Origin of the sequence: Pseudomonas sp. KU43P, from assembly GCF_033095865.1 — a bacterium.
Lineage (GTDB): Bacteria > Pseudomonadota > Gammaproteobacteria > Pseudomonadales > Pseudomonadaceae > Aquipseudomonas.
Genome location: NZ_AP019365.1, coordinates 2,874,469 through 2,892,194, shown reverse-complemented (window position 1 = coordinate 2,892,194; position 17,726 = coordinate 2,874,469). Strand labels below are relative to the sequence as shown.

Below are 17,726 nucleotides of genomic sequence, written 5' to 3'. Positions count from 1 at the left end.
CCCGTGCCTACGCCTTTACAGACCAAAGCGTAGCGCCGCACCGCTAAAGCCCGAACCAGCCAAAACGCCCATTTTCCAGCCTTGCGCCTGCCTGCGCGAGGACGCTAGCGGCTTGCCTGGAGTTTTCCGGGAATGCCGCCGGGCAGTGTCGAGGATTACAACAATGAACACACTCCATCCAGAACATCTTCAGGCCGACTACACCGCAGACGTAGTGGTCATCGGTGCCGGCCCGGTAGGGCTGGCGATCGCCAACTACCTGGGCCAGGCCGGGGTCCAGGTGCTGCAGATCGAGAAGCTCGATCAGTTGATCGACTACCCCCGCGCCATCGGTATCGACGACGAGTCGCTGCGTACCATGCAGGCCATCGGCCTGGTCGAGGATGTGCTACCGCACACCACCCCGTGGCATGCCATGCGCTTTCTGACCCCCAAGGGCCGCTGCTTTGCCGATATCCAGCCGATGACCGACGAGTTCGGCTGGTCGCGGCGCAACGCATTCATCCAGCCCCAGGTCGATGCCGTGTTGTACAAGGGCCTGGCCCGCTTTGACAACGTACGCACGCTGTTCTCCCGCGATGTGGTCGAGTTCCGGCAGGATGCGCAAGGTGTGAGCCTGCGCATGGCTGGCCCCGAAGGCCGCCAGGAGACCGTGCGCGCCCGCTACCTGGTGGCATGCGACGGTGGCAACAGCCTCATCCGCCGGACCCTGGACATCTCCTTCGAAGGCAAGACCGCGCCCAATCAATGGATCGTCATCGACATCGCCAACGACCCGCTGGGTACGCCCAACGTGTACCTGTGCTGCGACCCGGTGCGCCCCTATGTGTCTGCTGCCTTGCCCCATGGCGTGCGGCGCTTCGAGTTCATGGTCATGCCGGGGGAGACCGAAGCGGAACTGGGCAAGCCGGAAAACCTGCGCAAGCTGCTGGCCAAGGTGCTGCCGGACCCGGACCGGGTCGAGCTGATCCGCAAGCGTGTCTATACCCACAACGCTCGCCTGGCCGGCCGCTTCCGCGACAAGCGGGTGCTGCTGGCCGGTGACGCCGCGCACATCATGCCGGTGTGGCAGGGCCAGGGTTACAACAGCGGCATGCGCGATGCCAGCAACCTTGGCTGGAAGCTGGCCCTGGTGGCCAAGGGGCTGGCGGGTGAAGCGCTGCTGGACACCTACGAACAGGAGCGCCGCGATCACGCCAAGGCGATGATCGACCTGTCGGTACTCGCCGGCCATGTGCTGGCGCCGCCGAAACGCTGGCAGGGGGTATTGCGCGACGGTGTGTCCTGGGCACTGAACTACCTGCCGGCGGTCAAGCGCTACTTTCTGGAAATGCGCTTCAAGCCCATGCCGCAGTACACCAAGGGCGCACTGGTGGCAGGGAAGAGCGGCCAGGCCACGCCGGTCGGGCGCATGTTCATCCAGCCCAAGGTGGTCACCGAAGCGGGCGAAACACGCCTGCTCGACGACGTGATCGGCAACCATTTCGCCTTCATCGCCTGGGGCAACGACCCGCTCTGGGGCTTGAGCGCCGCCCAGGTCGAGGGCTGGCGTGCCTTAGGTGCCTGTTTCATCCAGGTGCTGCCGCAAGTGCAGCTCAAGGCCGGGCGCGAAGTGCCGCAAGGGGTCATTCGCGTGGGTGACAGCACCGGCCGCCTGAAGGAATGGTTCGGACGTTATCCGGTGTCGATCGTGCTGCTGCGTCCGGACCGTTTCGTCGGCGCGGTGGCCATTGCGCAGACCCTCGGCGAGGCCAGCGACGGCATGCTGCGTGCACTCGCTGCCCATCCGCCGCTCAACCAGCAGGCGCCTCTGGCGTCCAAGGTGGCCTGAGATGAGCGCTTATCTGCACTGCCTGTCGCACACCCCGCTGGTGGGTTACGTCGACCCTGAGCCTGCCGTGCTGGCCGAGGTGGAGGAGGTGATCGCCGCCGCCCGTGCGCGCATCGCCGCGTTCGACCCGGAGCTGGTGGTGCTGTTCGCCCCGGACCACTACAACGGCTTCTTCTATGACGTGATGCCGGCCTTCTGCATGGGGATGGGCGCCACCGCCATCGGCGACTTCCAGAGTGCGGCCGGCCCGCTCGACGTGCCGCGCGATATTGCCCAAGCCTGTGCCAACGCGGTGCTGGAGGCGGGCGTGGACACCGCCGTGTCCTACCGCATGCAGGTTGACCATGGCTTTGCCCAGCCGCTGGAGTTTCTGCTCGGCGGCCTGGCTGCAAAACCGGTGATCCCGGTGTTCATCAACAGCGTGGCGGTACCACTGCCGGGGTTCGCCCGTGCCCGCCGGCTCGGCGCAGCCATTGGCAGATTCGCCCGAACCACCGGCAAGCGCGTGCTGTTTCTCGGTTCTGGCGGGCTTTCGCACCAGCCGCCGGTACCGGAGCTGGCGCATGTCGATGCGCGCATGGCCGACCGCCTGATGGGCAGTGGCCGTGACCTGCCGGCCGACGAGCGCCAGGCGCGGCAGCAGCGGGTCATCAGCGCGGCCGAAGCGTTCGTGCGCGACCCGCACACGCTGCACCCGCTCAATCCCGCCTGGGACAACCATTTCCTCGACCTGCTGGAGCAGCACCGTTTCGGTGAGCTCGACGCCATGGGCAATGCCGAACTGTCGGCGCTGGCCGGCAAGTCGACCCACGAGATCAAGTGCTGGGTCGCGGCGTTCGCCGCGCTCGCGGCATTCGGCGACTACCAGGCCAGCCAGCGCTACTACCGGCCGATTCCGGAGTGGATCGCCGGTTTCGGCTCGCTCAGCGCCCATTCCCTTACCTGATCCACAGAGGACCACAATCATGACCCGTATTCCGCTCAGTGAAGCTGGCAGCAGCCGTTTCGCCCGTATCCGCGAAGGCGACCTTGACCTGCAGCTGCACTACAACGACCTCGGCGAAGGCGCCGACACCGTAGTGATGCTGCACGGCTCCGGCCCAGGCGCCAGTGGCTGGGCCAACTTCAGCCGCAACCTCGAACCGCTGCTGGCCGCTGGCTACCGCGTCGTGCTGATGGATTGCCCTGGCTGGAGCAAGAGCGACCCAGTCATCTGCCGCGGCTCGCGTTCGGACCTCAATGCCACCGCCCTAAAGGGCCTGCTCGATGTGCTGGGCCTGGAGCGCGTGCACATCCTCGGCAACTCCATGGGCGGCCACAGTGCGGTGGCCTTTGCCCTGAACCACCCCGAGCGGGTCGGCAAGCTGGTGCTGATGGGGGGCGGCACCGGCGGCGCCAGCCCGTTCGTGCCGATGCCCACTGAAGGCATCAAGCTGCTCAACGGCCTGTACCGCGAGCCGACCATCGACAACCTGAAGAAGATGATGAACGTCTTCGTCTACGACCCCAGCGACCTTACCGAAGCGCTGTTCCAGACCCGCCTGGACAACATGCTCAGCCGCCGCGATCACCTGGAGAACTTCGTCGCCAGCCAGGCTGCCAACCCGCGGCAGTTCCCGGATTTCGGCGCACGTCTGGGCGAGATCAAGGCCAGGACCCTGGTCATCTGGGGCCGCAACGACCGTTTCGTGCCAATGGATGTGGGCCTGCGCCTGATCGCCGGCATCGCCGATGCCGAGCTGCACGTGTTCAACAACTGCGGCCACTGGGCGCAGTGGGAGCACGCCGACACCTTCAACCGCCTGGTGCTGGACTTCCTCCAGCACTGATTTGAGGTACACCCCATGACCATCGATTCGCAAACCCTAGAGCGCCTGGCGGCCGACCTTCGCCGTGCCCAGCAGCAGGGAGAGGCCATCGCCCCGCTGCGTGAGGCCATCGGCGCAGAAAACGCCGAGGCGGCTTACGCCATTCAGCGCCTCAACGTCGCGCACGCCCTGGCCGAAGGGCGGCGCCTGGTCGGCCGCAAGATCGGCCTGACCAACCCCAAGGTGCAGGCTCAATTGGGGGTCGACCAACCAGACTTCGGCAGCCTGTTCGCCGACATGTGCTACGGCGACAACGAGACCGTTCCCTACGCCAGCGTCATGCAGCCGAAAATCGAGGCCGAGATCGCCCTGGTGCTGGCCTGTGACCTGCCCAGCCCTCAGACCACTTTCGCCGATGTGATTGCGGCCACCGGCCATGTCCTGCCGGCGCTGGAAATCGTCGGAAGCCGCGTGCAGGGCTGGAACATCCGGTTTGCCGACACCGTGGCCGACAACGCCTCCAGTGGCTGCTTCGTGCTGGGCGGCCCGGCTCGCCCACTGCACGACCTCGACCTGCGCAGCGCCGCCATGCACATGACCCGCAACGGTGAGCGGGTGTCCAGTGGCACTGGCGCCGAATGCCTCGGCCACCCGCTCAACGCCGCCGTGTGGCTGGCGCGCACCATGGCGCGCCTGGGCGAGCCGCTGCGGGCTGGCGACATCATCCTCACCGGTGCCCTCGGGCCCATGGTGGCGGTGGCACCCGGTGACCATTTCGAAGCCGAAATCGACGGCCTCGGCCGTGTCGGCGTGACCTTCAGCGGCGAATGACGGAGAACTCCATGAGCCAAAAACGTAAAGTCGCCATCATCGGCTCCGGCAACATCGGCACCGACCTGATGATCAAGATCCTGCGCAACGCGCAACACCTGGAGATGGCGGCGATGGTCGGCATCGACGCGGCCTCCGACGGCTTGGCCCGGGCGGCGCGCCTGGGTGTGGCCACCACCTATGAAGGGGTCGAGGGCCTGACGCGGCTGCCGGTGTTCAAGGACATCGATTTCGTCTTCGACGCCACCAGCGCTGGCGCCCACGTGAAGAACGACGCCTTCCTGCGTCAGCACAAGGCCGACCTGCGCATGATCGACCTGACCCCTGCGGCCATTGGCCCGTACTGCGTACCCGTGGTCAACCTCGAGCAGCAGCTGCAGGCGACCAACGTCAACATGGTCACCTGCGGTGGCCAGGCCACCATCCCCATGGTTGCGGCGGTGTCGCGCGTGGCCAAGGTGCACTACGCCGAAATCGTTGCCTCGATCGCGTCGAAATCGGCAGGCCCCGGTACCCGTGCCAACATCGACGAATTCACCGAAACCACCAGCAAGGCCATCGAGGTGATCGGCGGTGCAACCAAGGGCAAGGCGATCATCATCATGAACCCGGCCGAACCGCCGCTGATGATGCGCGACACCGTGTATGTGCTCAGCGAGGCGGCGGCCCCGCAACAGGTGGCGGCCAGCATCGAGGAAATGGCTGCCGCGGTACAAGCCTACGTGCCGGGCTACCGCCTCAAGCAGCAGGTGCAGTTCGAACAGGTGCAAGACCTGAAGCTGCCGGGGCAGGGGACCTTCACTGGCCTCAAGACTTCGATCTTCCTCGAGGTCGAAGGCGCCGCCCACTACCTGCCGGCCTACGCCGGCAATCTCGACATCATGACATCCGCCGCGCTGGCCACTGCCGAGCGCATGGCCCTGGCGATGGGAGCTCTGGCATGAACGGCAAGAAACTCTATATCTGCGACGTGACCCTGCGTGATGGCATGCACGCCATCCGCCACCAGTATTCGCTGGACGAGGTGCATGCCATCGCCACGGCCCTGGACCGGGCCAAGGTCGACGCCATCGAGGTCGCCCACGGCGATGGCCTGCAGGGCTCCAGTTTCAACTATGGTTTCGGCGCCCATACCGACCTCGAATGGATCGAAGCAGCGGCCGACGCGGTCAACCACGCCAAGATCGCCACGCTGCTGCTGCCAGGGATCGGCACCACCCATGATTTGAAGAACGCCTATGATGCCGGCGCCCGCGTCGTGCGCGTGGCCACTCACTGCACCGAGGCGGATGTCTCGCGCCAGCACATCGAATATGCCCGCGAGCTGGGCATGGACACCGTGGGCTTCCTGATGATGAGCCACATGCAGACGCCCGAAGGGTTGGCGCAGCAGGCCAAGCTGATGGAAAGCTACGGTGCCACCTGCATCTATGTGGTCGATTCCGGCGGTGCGATGAACATGGACGACATCCGCGCGCGCTTTCGCGCCGTGAAGGCGGTGCTGGACCCGGCGACCGCAACCGGTATCCATGCCCACCATAACCTCAGCCTGGGCGTGGCCAACTCCATCGCCGCAGTGGAGGAGGGCTGCGATCGCATCGACGCCAGCCTCGCCGGCATGGGCGCCGGTGCCGGCAACGCCCCGCTGGAGGTGTTCATCGCCGCTGCCGACAAGTTGGGCTGGAACCACGGCACGGACCTGTACGCCCTGATGGATGCCGCCGATGACCTGGTGCGCCCGCTGCAGGACCGCCCGGTACGGGTGGACCGCGAGACCCTGGCGCTGGGGTATGCCGGCGTCTATTCGAGCTTCCTGCGCCATGCCGAAGTCGCCGCTGCTCGTTACGGCATCAAGGCGGTCGACATCCTCGTCGAGCTGGGCAAGCGCCGGATGGTGGGCGGTCAGGAAGACATGATCGTGGATGTGGCGCTGGACCTGCTCAAACGCTGATGCAGCTGCCGGGGCCGCCATGCGGCCCCAACTCCGGCAACACGATAACAACCCAACATAAAAACAAAACGGGTGTCTTCATGACTACTGCTAACAACGCGCCTCGCGTGGCCGTCACCATCGGCCTGTGTTTCCTCGTCGCCCTGCTCGAAGGCCTTGACCTGCAAGCTGCCGGCATCGCTGCCCCGGGCATGGCGGCCGCTTTTGGCCTGGGCAAGCTGGAAATGGGTTGGGTGTTCAGCGCCGGCATCCTCGGCTTGCTGCCAGGCGCCCTGGTCGGCGGCTGGCTGGCCGACCGTTTCGGGCGCAAGCGCATCCTGTTCGGCTCGGTGGCGCTGTTCGGTGTTTTTTCCCTGGCCACCGCGCACGCCTGGAGCCTGCCCAGCCTGCTACTGGCCCGGCTGTTCACCGGGGTGGGGCTGGGCGCCGCGCTGCCTAACCTGATCGCCCTCACCAGCGAAGCGGCTGGCGAACGCCTGCGTGGCAGCGCGGTCAGCCTGATGTACTGCGGCGTGCCCTTGGGCGCGGCGTTGGCTGCCGGCATCGGGATTGCCGGTTACAGCGGGGAATGGCAGCGGGTGTTCCACGTCGGCGGCATCGGGCCGTTGCTGATCCTCCCACTGCTGGCGCGGTACCTGCCCGAATCCCGCGAGTTCCGCGCCACTGCACCTGCCCAGAGTTCGCCCAGCCTGCGCCACGAGCTGTTTGGGCAACGCGCGACTTGGCTATTGTGGCTGAGCTACTTCTTCACCTTGATGGTGGTGTACATCCTGATCAATTGGCTGCCGAGCCTGCTGGTCGGTCAGGGTTTCAGCAGCCATGACGCCAGTTGGGTGATGTTCGCCCTGCAGATTGGCGCGGCCATCGGCACGTTGGTCTTGGGCCAGGTGCTCGAGCGCCTGCCGGCCGGGATCACGACAGCCCTGGTGTACCTGGGGATTCTCGCCGCCCTGGCGGGCCTGGGGTTCGCGAGCGCGTTGCCGGCGATGCTCGTCGCCGGGTTCTTCGCAGGCTTCTTCGCCACCGGCGGGCAGGGCGTGTTGTACGCCTTGGCACCGCACTTCTACCCGGTGCGCGTGCGCGCCACGGGCGTTGGCGCAGCGGTGGCGGTCGGCCGCCTCGGGGCAATGAGCGGCCCGTTGGTGGCCGGCCAGATGCTCGCCCTCGGCGCAGGCTCGACCGGGGTGCTCATGGCCTCGGCCCCAGGGGTGGTGATCGCGGCCCTGGCGTTGTTTCGCCTGATCGGCCGCCGCCCCGCCTGACTTACAGCGGTTAAACCTTGCGTGCTCCCTGCTGCACCTGCGGCAGGGCTTCCTACAACTACAAGAAAGTGAAGTGACCATGCACAAGGCCCCGAAAATCTGCCTGGCTATTGCCGTGTTCGGCTGCAGCGCTGCCCAGGCGGCAGGCTTCGTCGAAGACAGCCACGCCGCGCTGGTGCTGCGCAACTACTACTTCGACCGCAACTACCTGGGCGCCACGCCTCAGGCGGCCGCCCGCGAATGGGCCCAGGGATTCATCCTGGATTTCAGCTCTGGTTTCAGCGATGGCCCGGTCGGTTTCGGCCTGGATGCCAAGGGCATGCTCGGCGTGAAGCTGGATTCCTCGCCTGATCGCACCGGCACCGGTCTGCTGCCCTTTGATCGCAGCACCCGCGAGCCGGTCGATGACTATTCCGAACTGGGCCTGACCGCCAAGATGCGCATCTCGCGTACCGAGTTGCAGGGCGGCACCATCAGCACCTTCCTGCCGATTGCCTTCGCCAGCCCGGCCCGTTTGTTGCCGCAGACGTTCCGTGGCACCTACCTGCGGTCCAGCGATATCGACCGGCTGACCTTGCATGCAGGCTGGCTCGACCGCATCAACCTGCGCGACTCCACCGACTACCAGAAAATGAGCGTGGCCGCGCCCAATGGCCGCTTCAACGGCGCCGCAACCGCTGACCAGTTTCTGTTCCTGGGTGGCGATTACGCCTGGTCCGATGCCTTGACCTTGCGCTATTACCATGCCGAGTTGGACCAGTTGTACCGCAAGGACTTCGTCGGCTTGCTGGATGAACGCAAGCTCGGAGCAGGGCGCCTGAAGAGCGATTTTCGCCTGTTCATCACCCAAGAGGACGGCGCCGCCAAGGCGGGGCCAGTGGACAACCGCAACGCTGCGCTGATGCTCACCTATGCGTGGGCGAGCCACAGCCTGGGGGTCGGATACATGCGGCTCGACGGTGATACCGCCATGCCTTACCTGTACGGGACCGAGCCACTGATCATTACCGAAGGCACGCTCAGCTCGGAGTTCATCAACCCCAAGGAGCGCAGCTGGCAGGCCAGGTTCGACCAGAACTTCGCGCCGTTTGGTGTGCCTGGGCTCAAAGCCATGCTGCGCTATGTACGGGGTGACAACATCGAGTTGGCGAAGTTGGGTGGGGGCGGGCTGAGCGAGAGCGAGAAAGATGTAGAGTTGGCGTACGTCATTCAGCAGGGTCCATTCAAGGATGTGACGCTGCGACTGCGGCACGCCTGGTATCGCAACGACTTCCTGGCTGGCGCCACACATCGCGATGACAATGAATTGAGGATCAACGTGGATTACACAATCAAGCTCTGGTAGATCGAAATCACCCCTGTGGGCGAGCGGCGAAGGCTGTGATAATGGAGGGCAATCACAAGGGCCAAGCCATGCTGACCATCTGCCGGCAAGACCGAAAAGAAACGCCGCCCCACCAAGCCGACCCTGGGCTCGAAGACCCGCCGCCTCGACGGCAAAGCCAGGCGCAGCACTGTCAAGGCCGGTCGGGGCAAGGTGGAGTTTTAAGCGACGCCTCCAGCTTTTCCTGAATCAACCGGGCTGTTTTCTGCAGTGCGCCCAGATAGCGGTGTGCAGCCTGCTCGATGGACATCGCTTTTGCCACGTACACCAGATTCAGACAGCCTAGCAAACGTTGTTCGGCGATCACCGGTACGGCGATCGAGGCGATTTTCTCCTCGGTGTTCCAAGCCATGAAGTTCTCGCCGTATCCCAGGTGCCTGACCCTGCGCAGTACGTTTTCAAGTTGGGGAACATTGCGCGCCAACTGGAATTCTGCACCTTCACGTTTTGCCAGCAGGGCAATGATCTGCTCACGCTCGGCATCGCCGCAGAACGCAAGGTAGGTCAATCCTGTCGCCGTTTGCAGCAGTGGCAGGCGGCGTCCAATCATCGAGCGCTGAAATGACAGCCGGCTGAAGCGATGGGTGGTTTCACGGACCACCATCGCATCGACATCCAACGTACAGATATCGGTCGGCCACACGACCTCCTGCAGCAGGTCCGCCAACAACGGTGCCGCGGTGGCGCTGACCCATTGCTCATCGCGAAAGCCTTCACTCAGTTCACGCACCTTGAGGGCCAGGCGGAAGCTGTCGTCAGACTCGCTGCGGCGCACATAACCTTCGTCCTGCAACGTTTCCAGCAGGCGGCGCACGGTGGTGCGGTGCAGGCCAGTAATTTCGGCCAGGAGGGACGGTGAGGCACCGCCATCAAGGCGATTTAGCGCATTGAGCAAAGCCAGGCCACGGCTCAATCCGCGCACTGTCTTGTAATCCGAGCCTCGGTCAATATTCATCAAAAAACCTTAAAAATTAATGATGTGCATACAGTGCCCAGCAATGCAGTTTTTTATTGTAGGACAATTCTCGCCATTCTTATACTCGCTAATAACCAAGCCCTGACAGGGAAACACCATGTCTGCCCGACCTTGTCTGTACCGCTTTTGTTGAAGGTCAGCGACTTTGCTCCATGCCCTTGCAGTTGCCTGACCCTCCTTTACAACAAAGGCGCTCCTTATGAATCGCAGACAAATCCTTCAATCCATGGCAACCGCCGCGACCGTCGCGGCGGTTTCTTCCTTGACCCCCTCCAGCGCGCGTGCTTCTGAAAGCAGCACGTCAACGGGGCTCTCCACCTCGAAGCATGCTCCACGGATTGATACGCACCAGCATGTCGTTCCACCGTTCTATGCCAAGTGGCTTGCCTCCCGAGGCATCGCTTCAGGCGGTCTGCCTATTCCAGATTGGAGCGTCGAGGGCGCATTGGACCTGATGGACACCAACGGCATCGCGACGGGCATTCTCTCGGTGTCGACGCCTGGCGTACACCTTGGCAACGATGCAGAAGCACGCGTCAAGGCCAAGGAGGTCAACGAGTTCTGTGCCGAGGTGGTCGACAAGCACCCGGGGAGATTCGGCTTCTTCGCCACCTTGACGCTGCCGGATGTTGCAGGCGCGATCGAGCAAGCCGAGTATGCGTTGACCACGTTGAAGGCTGACGGCGTGGTATTGCTCGCAAGCGTACGGGGCACCTACTTAGGCGCGCCTGAGTGGGATCCACTCATGAAGACACTGAACCGTCATCACGCCACGGTATTCGTGCACCCTTCGGAGCTTGCTGGCGAGCCGGTCGATGGCATTCCACCCTATGCCGCGGACTTTCTTCTCGACACCACGCGCGCGGCCCTCAACCTGGCCAAGCGGGGCTGCCTGGAACGCTATCCGGACTTGAAGATCATTCTTTCCCATGCGGGCGGGTTTGTGCCTTACGCCGCTGAGCGTATGGCCCGGGTCTGCTCGGAAGATGGCAGTACAGAGGGAGGGATCCAGCGCCTGCGCAAGTTCTACTTTGATACGGCGCTGTCCGGAAGCCCGTATGCCTTGCCGGCGTTACTGGCATTCGCGAAACCCGAGAACATCACCTTTGGCAGTGACTGGCCGTATGCTAATAAAGCGCGATCGAGCCATTTCACCGGATTACTGGATGCTTACGGTTTCACCGAGGAACAGCGCTTGGCGGTTAATCGGGATAACGCCTTGCGGCTGTTCCCTCGACTGGTTTGAGGGTAAGAAGCTGTAGGGCAGGGGCTGATCCTGTATTCCCGGACACACCCGTTATATAACTCGACTAAATGAATATTTAGTCGAGTTATAATTTTTATCTCTATATGAAATCAGAGGAGGCGACGTGCCAGCCACACCGTCAGGCCGCCAGACGCCTTGTCTTCAAGGATATGGTCCAGCACTTCGAAGCCATGATCAGCAAGTTGAGCTCGGTATTCCTGCGGGTCCAGGCTTGCGTGATACAGCGTTTCACCCTGGAATTCGCCCAGCGCTTCGCCAAATGACGGGCCACTGGTGAACATCAACAACGCACCTGGGGCCGCATGTTGTTGGAAAATCGGAAACATCAGGCGTTGGTCATCAGGCTTGAGGTGGAAAAAGCTGTTCCAGGCCAGGATGCCTGCAAACTGTGTGTTCAGGCTCAAGGTACGCATGTCAGCCTGTAGCCAGTGCTGGTCCGGGAAACGCTCAGCGCACAGCGCGATCATGTGTGTCGAGGAATCCACGCCAACCATCGACATGCCGGCCTCAATCAGGTAACGCGCCACAGGTTGACCAGAGCCGCAGCCCAGATCCAATACGGTGGACGATGGCTGCAGTAATGCATGGAAGCGTTCGACCCATTTGCGTTCAGTGAGGCGATTGCCGCGCAGGTCGTTCCATGTAGAAGCGTTACGGTCATAGAGATCGATGATCTGATCGGCAGATGGATGGTAAGCCACTGAAGTCGTCCTTGGGCTGAGAAAGGCCATAAGGCCATCCTGGAGGGATCGCGTGTGCTGCAATGTACCTTGGGTGTGGCTCACATGGAATATGGCAATGTGCGCATAATGCATATTATGTTAAACGAAGTGCTATGTCCGATATGTTCATAAGCCACGTAACTCACTGATTCGACGGTTACACCCTCTGGCTCCAAAGCGGCCGCCAGGCGGATAATCTGGTCGCCCGAATCGGCACGACTGCAATGGCATCTCCTCCACCGATAGATCCGCACACCCGTGACCAGTACCTGCGGCAGTTGAAGCAGTATCTGTCCTGGTCTGTTACACGATACATCCCGCGCGCTCGTCAGAATTCAACCACTCAAGCTAACATCGAGGTGGCATTTGCAGATGTTGCCGACGTAATTGAGCAACGCTTTGAGAGCCATATCACCAATGTTGACTACTCTTGACCGTTTCTTGGCTTATCGGGTCGAGCAGCGTGGGCACGACCTGGAGCGCGCCACGGACGAACTCCGGCGAGTCTGCGGTTGGGCTGAGACTTCGGCGATGCCACGTCGTTATGCAAGTCGTTATCTAGCCGAGTCAGCCAACCGCCATAATGCGCAGCGTGCCTCGTCAGCGTGGGGCCGGCTTGACAGTTAAGGAGGCTCGTCGTGCGCAGATCAGCCGATCACGAACAGGCATCACCCTCCTCCTCTCTCTCGGCCTACGTGTTCGAGGGTCCAGCTCTGGTTGCGATTCGAACTCGCACTAATGACCCACCACGCTACGTCGATACCCGGCTAAAAGTGTGGACATGGTACGACGGTGGAGTCGCGCTGAAAATTGATTGGGTCGAACTAGGCTCTGTACGAAAAGAGTTGTCGCAAACACCGCATGGAACAAGCCAGTGAGACCATGGCGGCGTAGCTTTTCGCGAGTTTATCGAAGCGCGTTACTTCTCTCTCAAGCCAGCGACATTAGCTACGCCCAGCCTCTGCTGGACGAGTCAGCATTCCATCAAGCCAACGTGGCCGCCCGCGCAAACGCTGTAAATGGCTGCTTGCCGACAAGGGCTACGACGCTACTGCGACCAATATCGAATGCAACCCGTCATCATCATCGAACGCATGTTTGGCGGGCTGAAAGAGAATCGCCGGATCGTAACGCGCTTCGATAAACTCGCGAAAAGCTACGCCGCCATGGTCTCACAGGCTTATGCGGTGTTTGCGACATCTCTTTTCGTACAGAGCCTAGCCGAAAAAAGCCCGCACTCCACGCGCGGGCGGCTCAGAGAGCAATACCCGCCCTGATCAGTTATCCAGTTCGTCTTTGATGATCTTCCCGTCGTGCGGATCAACTTGGAATTCATACCGCTTGCCATCAGCCTTGATGCCCTCACCTTCCCAATGACCATCGTCGGCTTCGATCTTGGTGATCTGGGTGTAACCTGCGCCTTTCAAGGTGGCCTCAGCCTGATCCTTGTTTACCTTCCAGTCAGCACCAGGCGTATCTGCCCAAGCGGAAGAGGCTCCCATAGCACCAACCAATGCAAGGCCGGTGAACAGTCGAGTCATTGCTTTCATCGCTAACATCCTTTTTGCTGTGAATGTGAACATGCGACCTGCCTCTAGCGATCCGGGTTCAGTCGAAGAGTTCGTGCAGGAATTGCATCGGCACCCAGCCCGACTGAAGTGAGCAACCAGCATTACGCGGCGGAAACCTCTATCTGAGACAATCCAAGCAACTCGGCTTGAGCTAGGATGTCGTCCGGCGATGAATCAGCTGCAGGCAGTACAAGACTGTTTTCACTATCCCCGAAGTGCAACACGATTAGGTGCATTGCAGCCTCATGACGTCTGAGCTCGCCCTGCTCCAACTCCAGTCGGTAACTTTTCGGCTCTTCAGCCAAGCGATATTGAATGTTGTAAGTGGCCATGCTCACCTCAAGGTTTACGGGACTACTAAACCTGACCATCAGGACAACAATTTGTTCCTATGAGGATTGGGCCGCTGGGTTAATACCTGGTCATGCCTAAGTCCATTGGTCATCCCTTAGGAACACATACTGCCTCGGCAACCTCCATGGCTATACCAGCATACGGAGGTCGTGGTCATGATTGATCCAACAACAGGCATGAAGGCGGGTGAGCGTTACTCCGTGGAGAACGTCGAACGCGCTCACCAGTTTCCAGGCTTCTTCCTCGATGGAAAATACTACCTCGGCCCCGAGTTACTCACAGCCGTTGGCTGGCTGGAGGGCAAGCGCTTCATTTACGACAACCTCGATGCTGCAGGCGAACCGGTTTTTCCAGGTCGCGCAGCGGGAGACATTGAAAACCTGACACTGACCTTGGTGGACGGCACAGCGTTGAAGCTGAACCAATTGGACGTCAGCGCCACGGGTGAGGAGGTTGAGCCCGTCGCTCAGTCCAATCCGGACACACCATTGAACCGCAGTTCCGACGCGCTGGAGTCCTCCGAGAATCTGTTCACGCCAACATATAGGTCAGGAAGCATGGAGGGCATCGGCCTAACCCCTAAAGACAAGATACCGCTGTTGCTGAGTGCGGCAGTCATCGGTTTGCTCGCGGGACTTCTCATTTCTCATGCCCAACGTCCACGCCGTTGAGGCGTCGCCTTTGAACTTCGCGCCTGGCCAAAGGCCTTCCCTGTCAGGCTTATCGAAAATGGAGAATCAATGATGAATGCACAACTGAGTGGCAAACGCGTGGCCTTCCTGGTGACTGATGGTTTTGAGCAGATCGAGCTCACCGGGCCTCGTGAGGCTTTGCAGAAAGCTGGTGCCGAGATCGACATCCTCGCTGACAAGGAAGGTACGGTGCGTGGCTGGAATCACGACAAGCCTGCCGACGAATTTGCCGTTGATGCAACCTTCGAAAGTGCCCAACTCGATCTCTATGATGCTCTGGTGCTGCCAGGCGGCGTGCAGAACTCTGACACGATCCGCTTGATCCCCGGTGCCCAGAACCTAGTAAAGAGCCACGACGCGGCTGGCAAGCCGCTGGCCGTCATCTGCCACGGAGGTTGGCTGCTGGTGTCCAGTGGCTTAGCCAAAGGCAAGCGCATGACCAGCTACAAGACATTGCAAGACGACATTCGCAATGCGGGTGGCAATTGGGTGGATGAGCAAGTTGTGGTGGACGGCAACCTAATCAGCAGCCGCCAGCCGGACGATATTCCTGCTTTCAACGAACAGTTGATCAAAGCACTGGCAGGCTGAGTCCAGCTTTCTGCTTCGCGCCCTTCGGTGATGCTTCAAGGCCCCTGGAGGGCGCGGGTCACGCCAGCTGGATGTAAACCGAATAGGTACCCAGCAAGACCCAGAAACCGAGAAATATCCAGGGCGTGCGCAGGGAAAACAGCAGCGATTTGCGGTGACCCGCCTGCGAGGTTTCCGCTTCGCAGAACAACGGCGATTCGTCATAGGCCAACCCCATCATGGGCTCACTGCGCAGCAAATGGCTTTGCTTCAGTTGCCAGTGCTCGATGATCCGGAAGGCAGCGCGGATGCCTGGCCAGGCGTTCAGCGAACTCAGCACGCCGAGCAGTGCGAGAAACGCCGGTACCATCACGGTAAACATCTCGCCCCAGCTCTGATTCAGGTTGCCCATCGAAGAAACGAAAGCGATGACCAGGAACGACTGGGCAGCGAGATAGGCATCTGTACGATTGGCCAGAATGGTGGTCTCGTACTGAATTTCGCGTCGATAGAAATCCAGCCGCTCTTTTGGGGTACCGAACATATTCGCATTCTGCTGATCGATCTCATGTTCGGGCGTGCTGGGGGTGATGATTCGAGGCACTTGACCCTCCGGTTAATGATGGAGCCTCACACAGAAAGCGCGACACGGGTCAGCGGTAGAGCCGACCAATTCCCGATAATTCAATGGAAATAGAAGGGGTGACCGCCCGTCGTTCAAACCCTGAACTCATCTCAACGTCGGCCCCTAGCTCCGTTCGAACGGTAACAAGCGTTCTCAACTGCAGGAGCCTTCCTCATGAGCGACTACCCTACTCCTCCATTTCCCTCCCAACCGCAAAGTGTTCCTGGTTCACAACGCAAGATGGAGCCCTACCCAGATTGTGGTGAGCAGTCGTACACCGGCCACAATCGACTCGAAGGCAAGATTGCACTCATCACCGGCGCAGACAGCGGTATCGGGCGAGCAGTAGCGATTGCTTACGCCCGTGAAGGCGCCGACGTCGCCATCGCTTACTTGGATGAACATGAAGACGCGCAAGAAACCGCGCGCTGGGTTGAGGCTGCTGGCCGGCAGTGCTTGCTCTTGCCCGGCGACCTAGCGCAGAAACAGCACTGCTACGACATCGTCGACAAGACCGTGGCGCAGTTCGGTCGCATCGATATTCTGGTCAACAACGCGGCGTTCCAGATGTCCCACGAGACCCTGGAAGAAATCGAAGATGATGAATGGGTGAAGACCTTCGATACCAACATCACCGCGATCTTCAGGATTTGCCAAGCGGCACTGCCTTCCATGCGCAAGGGCAGTTCGATCATCAATACGAGTTCGGTCAATTCCGACGATCCATCCCCCAGCCTGCTGGCCTACGCTGCGACCAAGGGCGCGATTGCCAACTTCACCGCTGGCTTGGCCCAACTGCTGGCAAAGAAAGGTATTCGGGTCAATAGCGTGGCCCCTGGTCCTATATGGACGCCCCTGATCCCGGCGACTATGCCCGATGAGGCCGTGAAGAACTTCGGTTCGGGCTACCCCATGGGTCGCCCGGGACAGCCCGTCGAGGTTGCACCGATCTACGTGCTGCTGGGTTCCGACGAGGCCAGCTATATCAGTGGGTCACGCTATGCCGTCACAGGTGGTAAACCGATTCTGTGAAGTAACTGAGGCTCGCCAATCTGGTGAGCCTTCTACCCAGCCACTTGTACTTCAAGGTTTGTGATGCCCATGGTCACGCGCAGTTTTCTGTGCTGTGGAATCATGAGAGGTACCGGACGAGCCGTCAGGACGATGAGCATCATTGTCCCGCTCTTCCTCACCTTTTGACACGGGTTGTGAGCTCGGCTTCTCTGAATGCGCTTCTTTATTCATGCTGACCTCCTACTCTTTTTCACTCAGTGGCAGTAGCACAGACACTCACGGTGCCCGCCCCTTCAGGTAAGGGAAGCCGAATCACCAAGTAAAGTTCAGGCTAGAATTGCAAAGCGGGATGGGCGGGCAGTCGCTGGGAGGCACCAATAGTCGTTGAGATCCGTCCACCGGAGACCTACAAGCGAGTCGAACTTCAAATGGCAACCGACCCCGTGCTGGCCGCGCTCGGCTACCTCAAAGACAACCCGTTGATCTTGACCACCGCAGAGTCATGCACGGCGGGTTGCATGGTGGCAATGTTGGCAGCTGTACCTGGCACGGGTGAAGTGCTGGAAAATTGATTGCCAAAGATGCTCCGCTGCCAAACATCGTCGCCATTGAACCGTGATACGTGGCCATGACTCAACCACAAGCAAGTTCTCTCATCTGTCCATGATGAGGTACGCCATGAACGCCATCGACGTACCGATTCAAGACCACAAGCGGGTGAAGAAGCTGCTCGAAGAACTGTCGACCACCACTGAGCGGGCGGTGAAGAAGCGGGGTGAATTACTGCACAAGATCGAGCAGGAGCTGCAGATCCACACAAGGCTTTCAGAGCTTTGACTGAGCCGCGCCCACTGGAGAAATCACCGCA

The 17,726-nt window shown here is 61.0% G+C and carries 16 protein-coding genes and 6 pseudogenes; 16 read left to right on the top strand and 6 right to left on the bottom strand.

Annotated elements, in window-relative coordinates; genetic code table 11:
- Nucleotides 1–163: 163 nt before the first annotated feature.
- The 9 genes and pseudogenes from KU43P_RS13080 to KU43P_RS13040 all read left to right on the top strand — a co-directional run.
- Nucleotides 164–1,831, top strand: a complete 1,668-nt coding sequence (locus tag KU43P_RS13080; protein WP_317663611.1) for a bifunctional 3-(3-hydroxy-phenyl)propionate/3-hydroxycinnamic acid hydroxylase — start codon at nucleotides 164–166, stop codon at nucleotides 1,829–1,831.
- A gap of 1 nt (nucleotide 1,832) precedes the next feature.
- A complete protein-coding gene (mhpB, locus tag KU43P_RS13075) occupies nucleotides 1,833–2,777 on the top strand; it encodes a 3-carboxyethylcatechol 2,3-dioxygenase (protein WP_317663609.1) in 945 nt (314 codons plus the stop codon).
- Between the two features lie 19 nt (nucleotides 2,778–2,796).
- Nucleotides 2,797–3,660: an alpha/beta fold hydrolase gene (locus KU43P_RS13070; protein ID WP_317663607.1), complete on the top strand. Its 864-nt coding sequence runs from the start codon at nucleotides 2,797–2,799 to the stop codon at nucleotides 3,658–3,660.
- Nucleotides 3,661–3,675: 15 nt separating this feature from the next.
- The gene (gene mhpD, locus KU43P_RS13065; RefSeq protein WP_317663605.1) at nucleotides 3,676–4,470 is read left to right on the top strand and encodes a 2-keto-4-pentenoate hydratase; all 795 of its coding nucleotides are present in this window, start codon (nucleotides 3,676–3,678) and stop codon (nucleotides 4,468–4,470) included.
- A gap of 11 nt (nucleotides 4,471–4,481) precedes the next feature.
- Entirely contained in the window at nucleotides 4,482–5,414 is a 933-nt protein-coding gene (locus tag KU43P_RS13060; RefSeq protein ID WP_317663604.1) for an acetaldehyde dehydrogenase (acetylating), read from the top strand.
- A complete protein-coding gene (gene mhpE / locus KU43P_RS13055) occupies nucleotides 5,411–6,421 on the top strand; it encodes a 4-hydroxy-2-oxovalerate aldolase (protein WP_317663602.1) in 1,011 nt (336 codons plus the stop codon). The genes KU43P_RS13060 and mhpE overlap by 4 nt, the downstream gene beginning before the upstream one ends.
- An 80-nt stretch (nucleotides 6,422–6,501) precedes the next feature.
- Nucleotides 6,502–7,683, top strand: a complete 1,182-nt coding sequence (mhpT, locus tag KU43P_RS13050) for a 3-(3-hydroxy-phenyl)propionate transporter MhpT (RefSeq protein ID WP_317663600.1) — start codon at nucleotides 6,502–6,504, stop codon at nucleotides 7,681–7,683.
- A 79-nt stretch (nucleotides 7,684–7,762) separates the two neighbouring features.
- The gene (locus tag KU43P_RS13045; protein ID WP_317663805.1) at nucleotides 7,763–9,028 is read left to right on the top strand and encodes an OprD family porin; all 1,266 of its coding nucleotides are present in this window, start codon (nucleotides 7,763–7,765) and stop codon (nucleotides 9,026–9,028) included.
- A gap of 93 nt (nucleotides 9,029–9,121) precedes the next feature.
- Nucleotides 9,122–9,232 (top strand): annotated as a pseudogene (locus KU43P_RS13040) (aminoacyl-tRNA hydrolase); the annotation flags it as partial.
- Here KU43P_RS13040 and KU43P_RS13035 read toward each other — a convergent pair.
- Nucleotides 9,201–10,022 (bottom strand): DNA-binding transcriptional regulator, encoded by an 822-nt coding sequence (locus KU43P_RS13035; protein WP_317663598.1) that lies wholly within the window; start codon nucleotides 10,020–10,022, stop codon nucleotides 9,201–9,203. The pseudogene KU43P_RS13040 and the gene KU43P_RS13035 sit on opposite strands and share 32 nt — an antisense overlap.
- Before the next feature lie 220 nt (nucleotides 10,023–10,242).
- On the opposite strand from KU43P_RS13035, the gene KU43P_RS13030 reads away from it, so the two are divergent.
- A complete protein-coding gene (locus tag KU43P_RS13030; protein ID WP_317663596.1) occupies nucleotides 10,243–11,289 on the top strand; it encodes an amidohydrolase family protein in 1,047 nt (348 codons plus the stop codon).
- 110 nt (nucleotides 11,290–11,399) lie between these two features.
- On the opposite strand, the gene KU43P_RS13025 is transcribed toward KU43P_RS13030, so the two are convergent.
- Entirely contained in the window at nucleotides 11,400–12,041 is a 642-nt protein-coding gene (locus KU43P_RS13025; RefSeq protein ID WP_317663595.1) for a class I SAM-dependent methyltransferase, read from the bottom strand.
- 815 nt (nucleotides 12,042–12,856) lie between these two features.
- Nucleotides 12,857–12,970 (bottom strand): annotated as a pseudogene (locus tag KU43P_RS13020) (IS5/IS1182 family transposase); the annotation flags it as partial.
- Here KU43P_RS13020 and KU43P_RS13015 point away from each other — a divergent pair.
- Nucleotides 12,943–13,253 (top strand): annotated as a pseudogene (locus KU43P_RS13015) (IS5/IS1182 family transposase); the annotation flags it as partial. The pseudogenes KU43P_RS13020 and KU43P_RS13015 overlap by 28 nt on opposite strands.
- A 56-nt stretch (nucleotides 13,254–13,309) precedes the next feature.
- Here KU43P_RS13015 and KU43P_RS13010 read toward each other — a convergent pair.
- Together KU43P_RS13010 and KU43P_RS13005 are read right to left on the bottom strand one after the other, a co-directional pair.
- Nucleotides 13,310–13,582, bottom strand: coding sequence for a PepSY domain-containing protein (locus tag KU43P_RS13010; protein ID WP_317658342.1), 273 nt, complete (start codon nucleotides 13,580–13,582; stop codon nucleotides 13,310–13,312).
- Nucleotides 13,583–13,704: 122 nt separating this feature from the next.
- Nucleotides 13,705–13,935, bottom strand: coding sequence for a hypothetical protein (locus KU43P_RS13005; RefSeq protein WP_317663594.1), 231 nt, complete (start codon nucleotides 13,933–13,935; stop codon nucleotides 13,705–13,707).
- Nucleotides 13,936–14,112: 177 nt separating this feature from the next.
- On the opposite strand from KU43P_RS13005, the pseudogene KU43P_RS13000 reads away from it, so the two are divergent.
- Nucleotides 14,113–14,388 (top strand): annotated as a pseudogene (locus KU43P_RS13000) (short-chain dehydrogenase); the annotation flags it as partial.
- 312 nt (nucleotides 14,389–14,700) lie between these two features.
- The gene (locus tag KU43P_RS12995; RefSeq protein WP_317663592.1) at nucleotides 14,701–15,240 is read left to right on the top strand and encodes a type 1 glutamine amidotransferase domain-containing protein; all 540 of its coding nucleotides are present in this window, start codon (nucleotides 14,701–14,703) and stop codon (nucleotides 15,238–15,240) included.
- A 58-nt stretch (nucleotides 15,241–15,298) separates the two neighbouring features.
- Here KU43P_RS12995 and KU43P_RS12990 read toward each other — a convergent pair whose 3' ends face one another.
- On the bottom strand, nucleotides 15,299–15,823 hold the full coding sequence (locus tag KU43P_RS12990) for a hypothetical protein (protein ID WP_176515449.1): 525 nt from the start codon (nucleotides 15,821–15,823) through the stop codon (nucleotides 15,299–15,301).
- 195 nt (nucleotides 15,824–16,018) lie between these two features.
- Here KU43P_RS12990 and KU43P_RS12985 point away from each other — a divergent pair, with 195 nt between their 5' ends.
- The 3 genes and pseudogenes from KU43P_RS12985 to KU43P_RS12975 form a co-directional block, all read left to right on the top strand.
- Complete coding sequence (locus KU43P_RS12985; protein ID WP_317663589.1) at nucleotides 16,019–16,876, top strand: SDR family oxidoreductase; 858 nt, start codon at nucleotides 16,019–16,021, stop codon at nucleotides 16,874–16,876.
- Nucleotides 16,877–17,286: 410 nt separating this feature from the next.
- Nucleotides 17,287–17,427: pseudogene (locus KU43P_RS12980) on the top strand (CinA family protein); the annotation flags it as partial.
- Nucleotides 17,428–17,536: 109 nt separating this feature from the next.
- A pseudogene (locus KU43P_RS12975) lies at nucleotides 17,537–17,689 on the top strand (hemerythrin domain-containing protein); the annotation flags it as partial.
- Nucleotides 17,690–17,726: the final 37 nt, after the last annotated feature.

Coding starts and splice junctions, on each gene's coding strand:
- KU43P_RS13035 (WP_317663598.1), bottom strand. CDS start 10,022: ATGAATATTGACCGAGGCTCGGATTACAAGACAGTGCGCGGATTGAGC.
- KU43P_RS13080 (WP_317663611.1), top strand. CDS start 164: ATGAACACACTCCATCCAGAACATCTTCAGGCCGACTACACCGCAGAC.
- KU43P_RS13005 (WP_317663594.1), bottom strand. CDS start 13,935: ATGGCCACTTACAACATTCAATATCGCTTGGCTGAAGAGCCGAAAAGT.
- mhpT (WP_317663600.1), top strand. CDS start 6,502: ATGACTACTGCTAACAACGCGCCTCGCGTGGCCGTCACCATCGGCCTG.
- mhpD (WP_317663605.1), top strand. CDS start 3,676: ATGACCATCGATTCGCAAACCCTAGAGCGCCTGGCGGCCGACCTTCGC.
- KU43P_RS13070 (WP_317663607.1), top strand. CDS start 2,797: ATGACCCGTATTCCGCTCAGTGAAGCTGGCAGCAGCCGTTTCGCCCGT.
- KU43P_RS13030 (WP_317663596.1), top strand. CDS start 10,243: ATGAATCGCAGACAAATCCTTCAATCCATGGCAACCGCCGCGACCGTC.
- KU43P_RS13060 (WP_317663604.1), top strand. CDS start 4,482: ATGAGCCAAAAACGTAAAGTCGCCATCATCGGCTCCGGCAACATCGGC.
- KU43P_RS12985 (WP_317663589.1), top strand. CDS start 16,019: ATGAGCGACTACCCTACTCCTCCATTTCCCTCCCAACCGCAAAGTGTT.
- KU43P_RS12995 (WP_317663592.1), top strand. CDS start 14,701: ATGAATGCACAACTGAGTGGCAAACGCGTGGCCTTCCTGGTGACTGAT.
- KU43P_RS13025 (WP_317663595.1), bottom strand. CDS start 12,041: ATGGCCTTTCTCAGCCCAAGGACGACTTCAGTGGCTTACCATCCATCT.
- mhpE (WP_317663602.1), top strand. CDS start 5,411: ATGAACGGCAAGAAACTCTATATCTGCGACGTGACCCTGCGTGATGGC.
- KU43P_RS13010 (WP_317658342.1), bottom strand. CDS start 13,582: ATGAAAGCAATGACTCGACTGTTCACCGGCCTTGCATTGGTTGGTGCT.
- mhpB (WP_317663609.1), top strand. CDS start 1,833: ATGAGCGCTTATCTGCACTGCCTGTCGCACACCCCGCTGGTGGGTTAC.
- KU43P_RS13045 (WP_317663805.1), top strand. CDS start 7,763: ATGCACAAGGCCCCGAAAATCTGCCTGGCTATTGCCGTGTTCGGCTGC.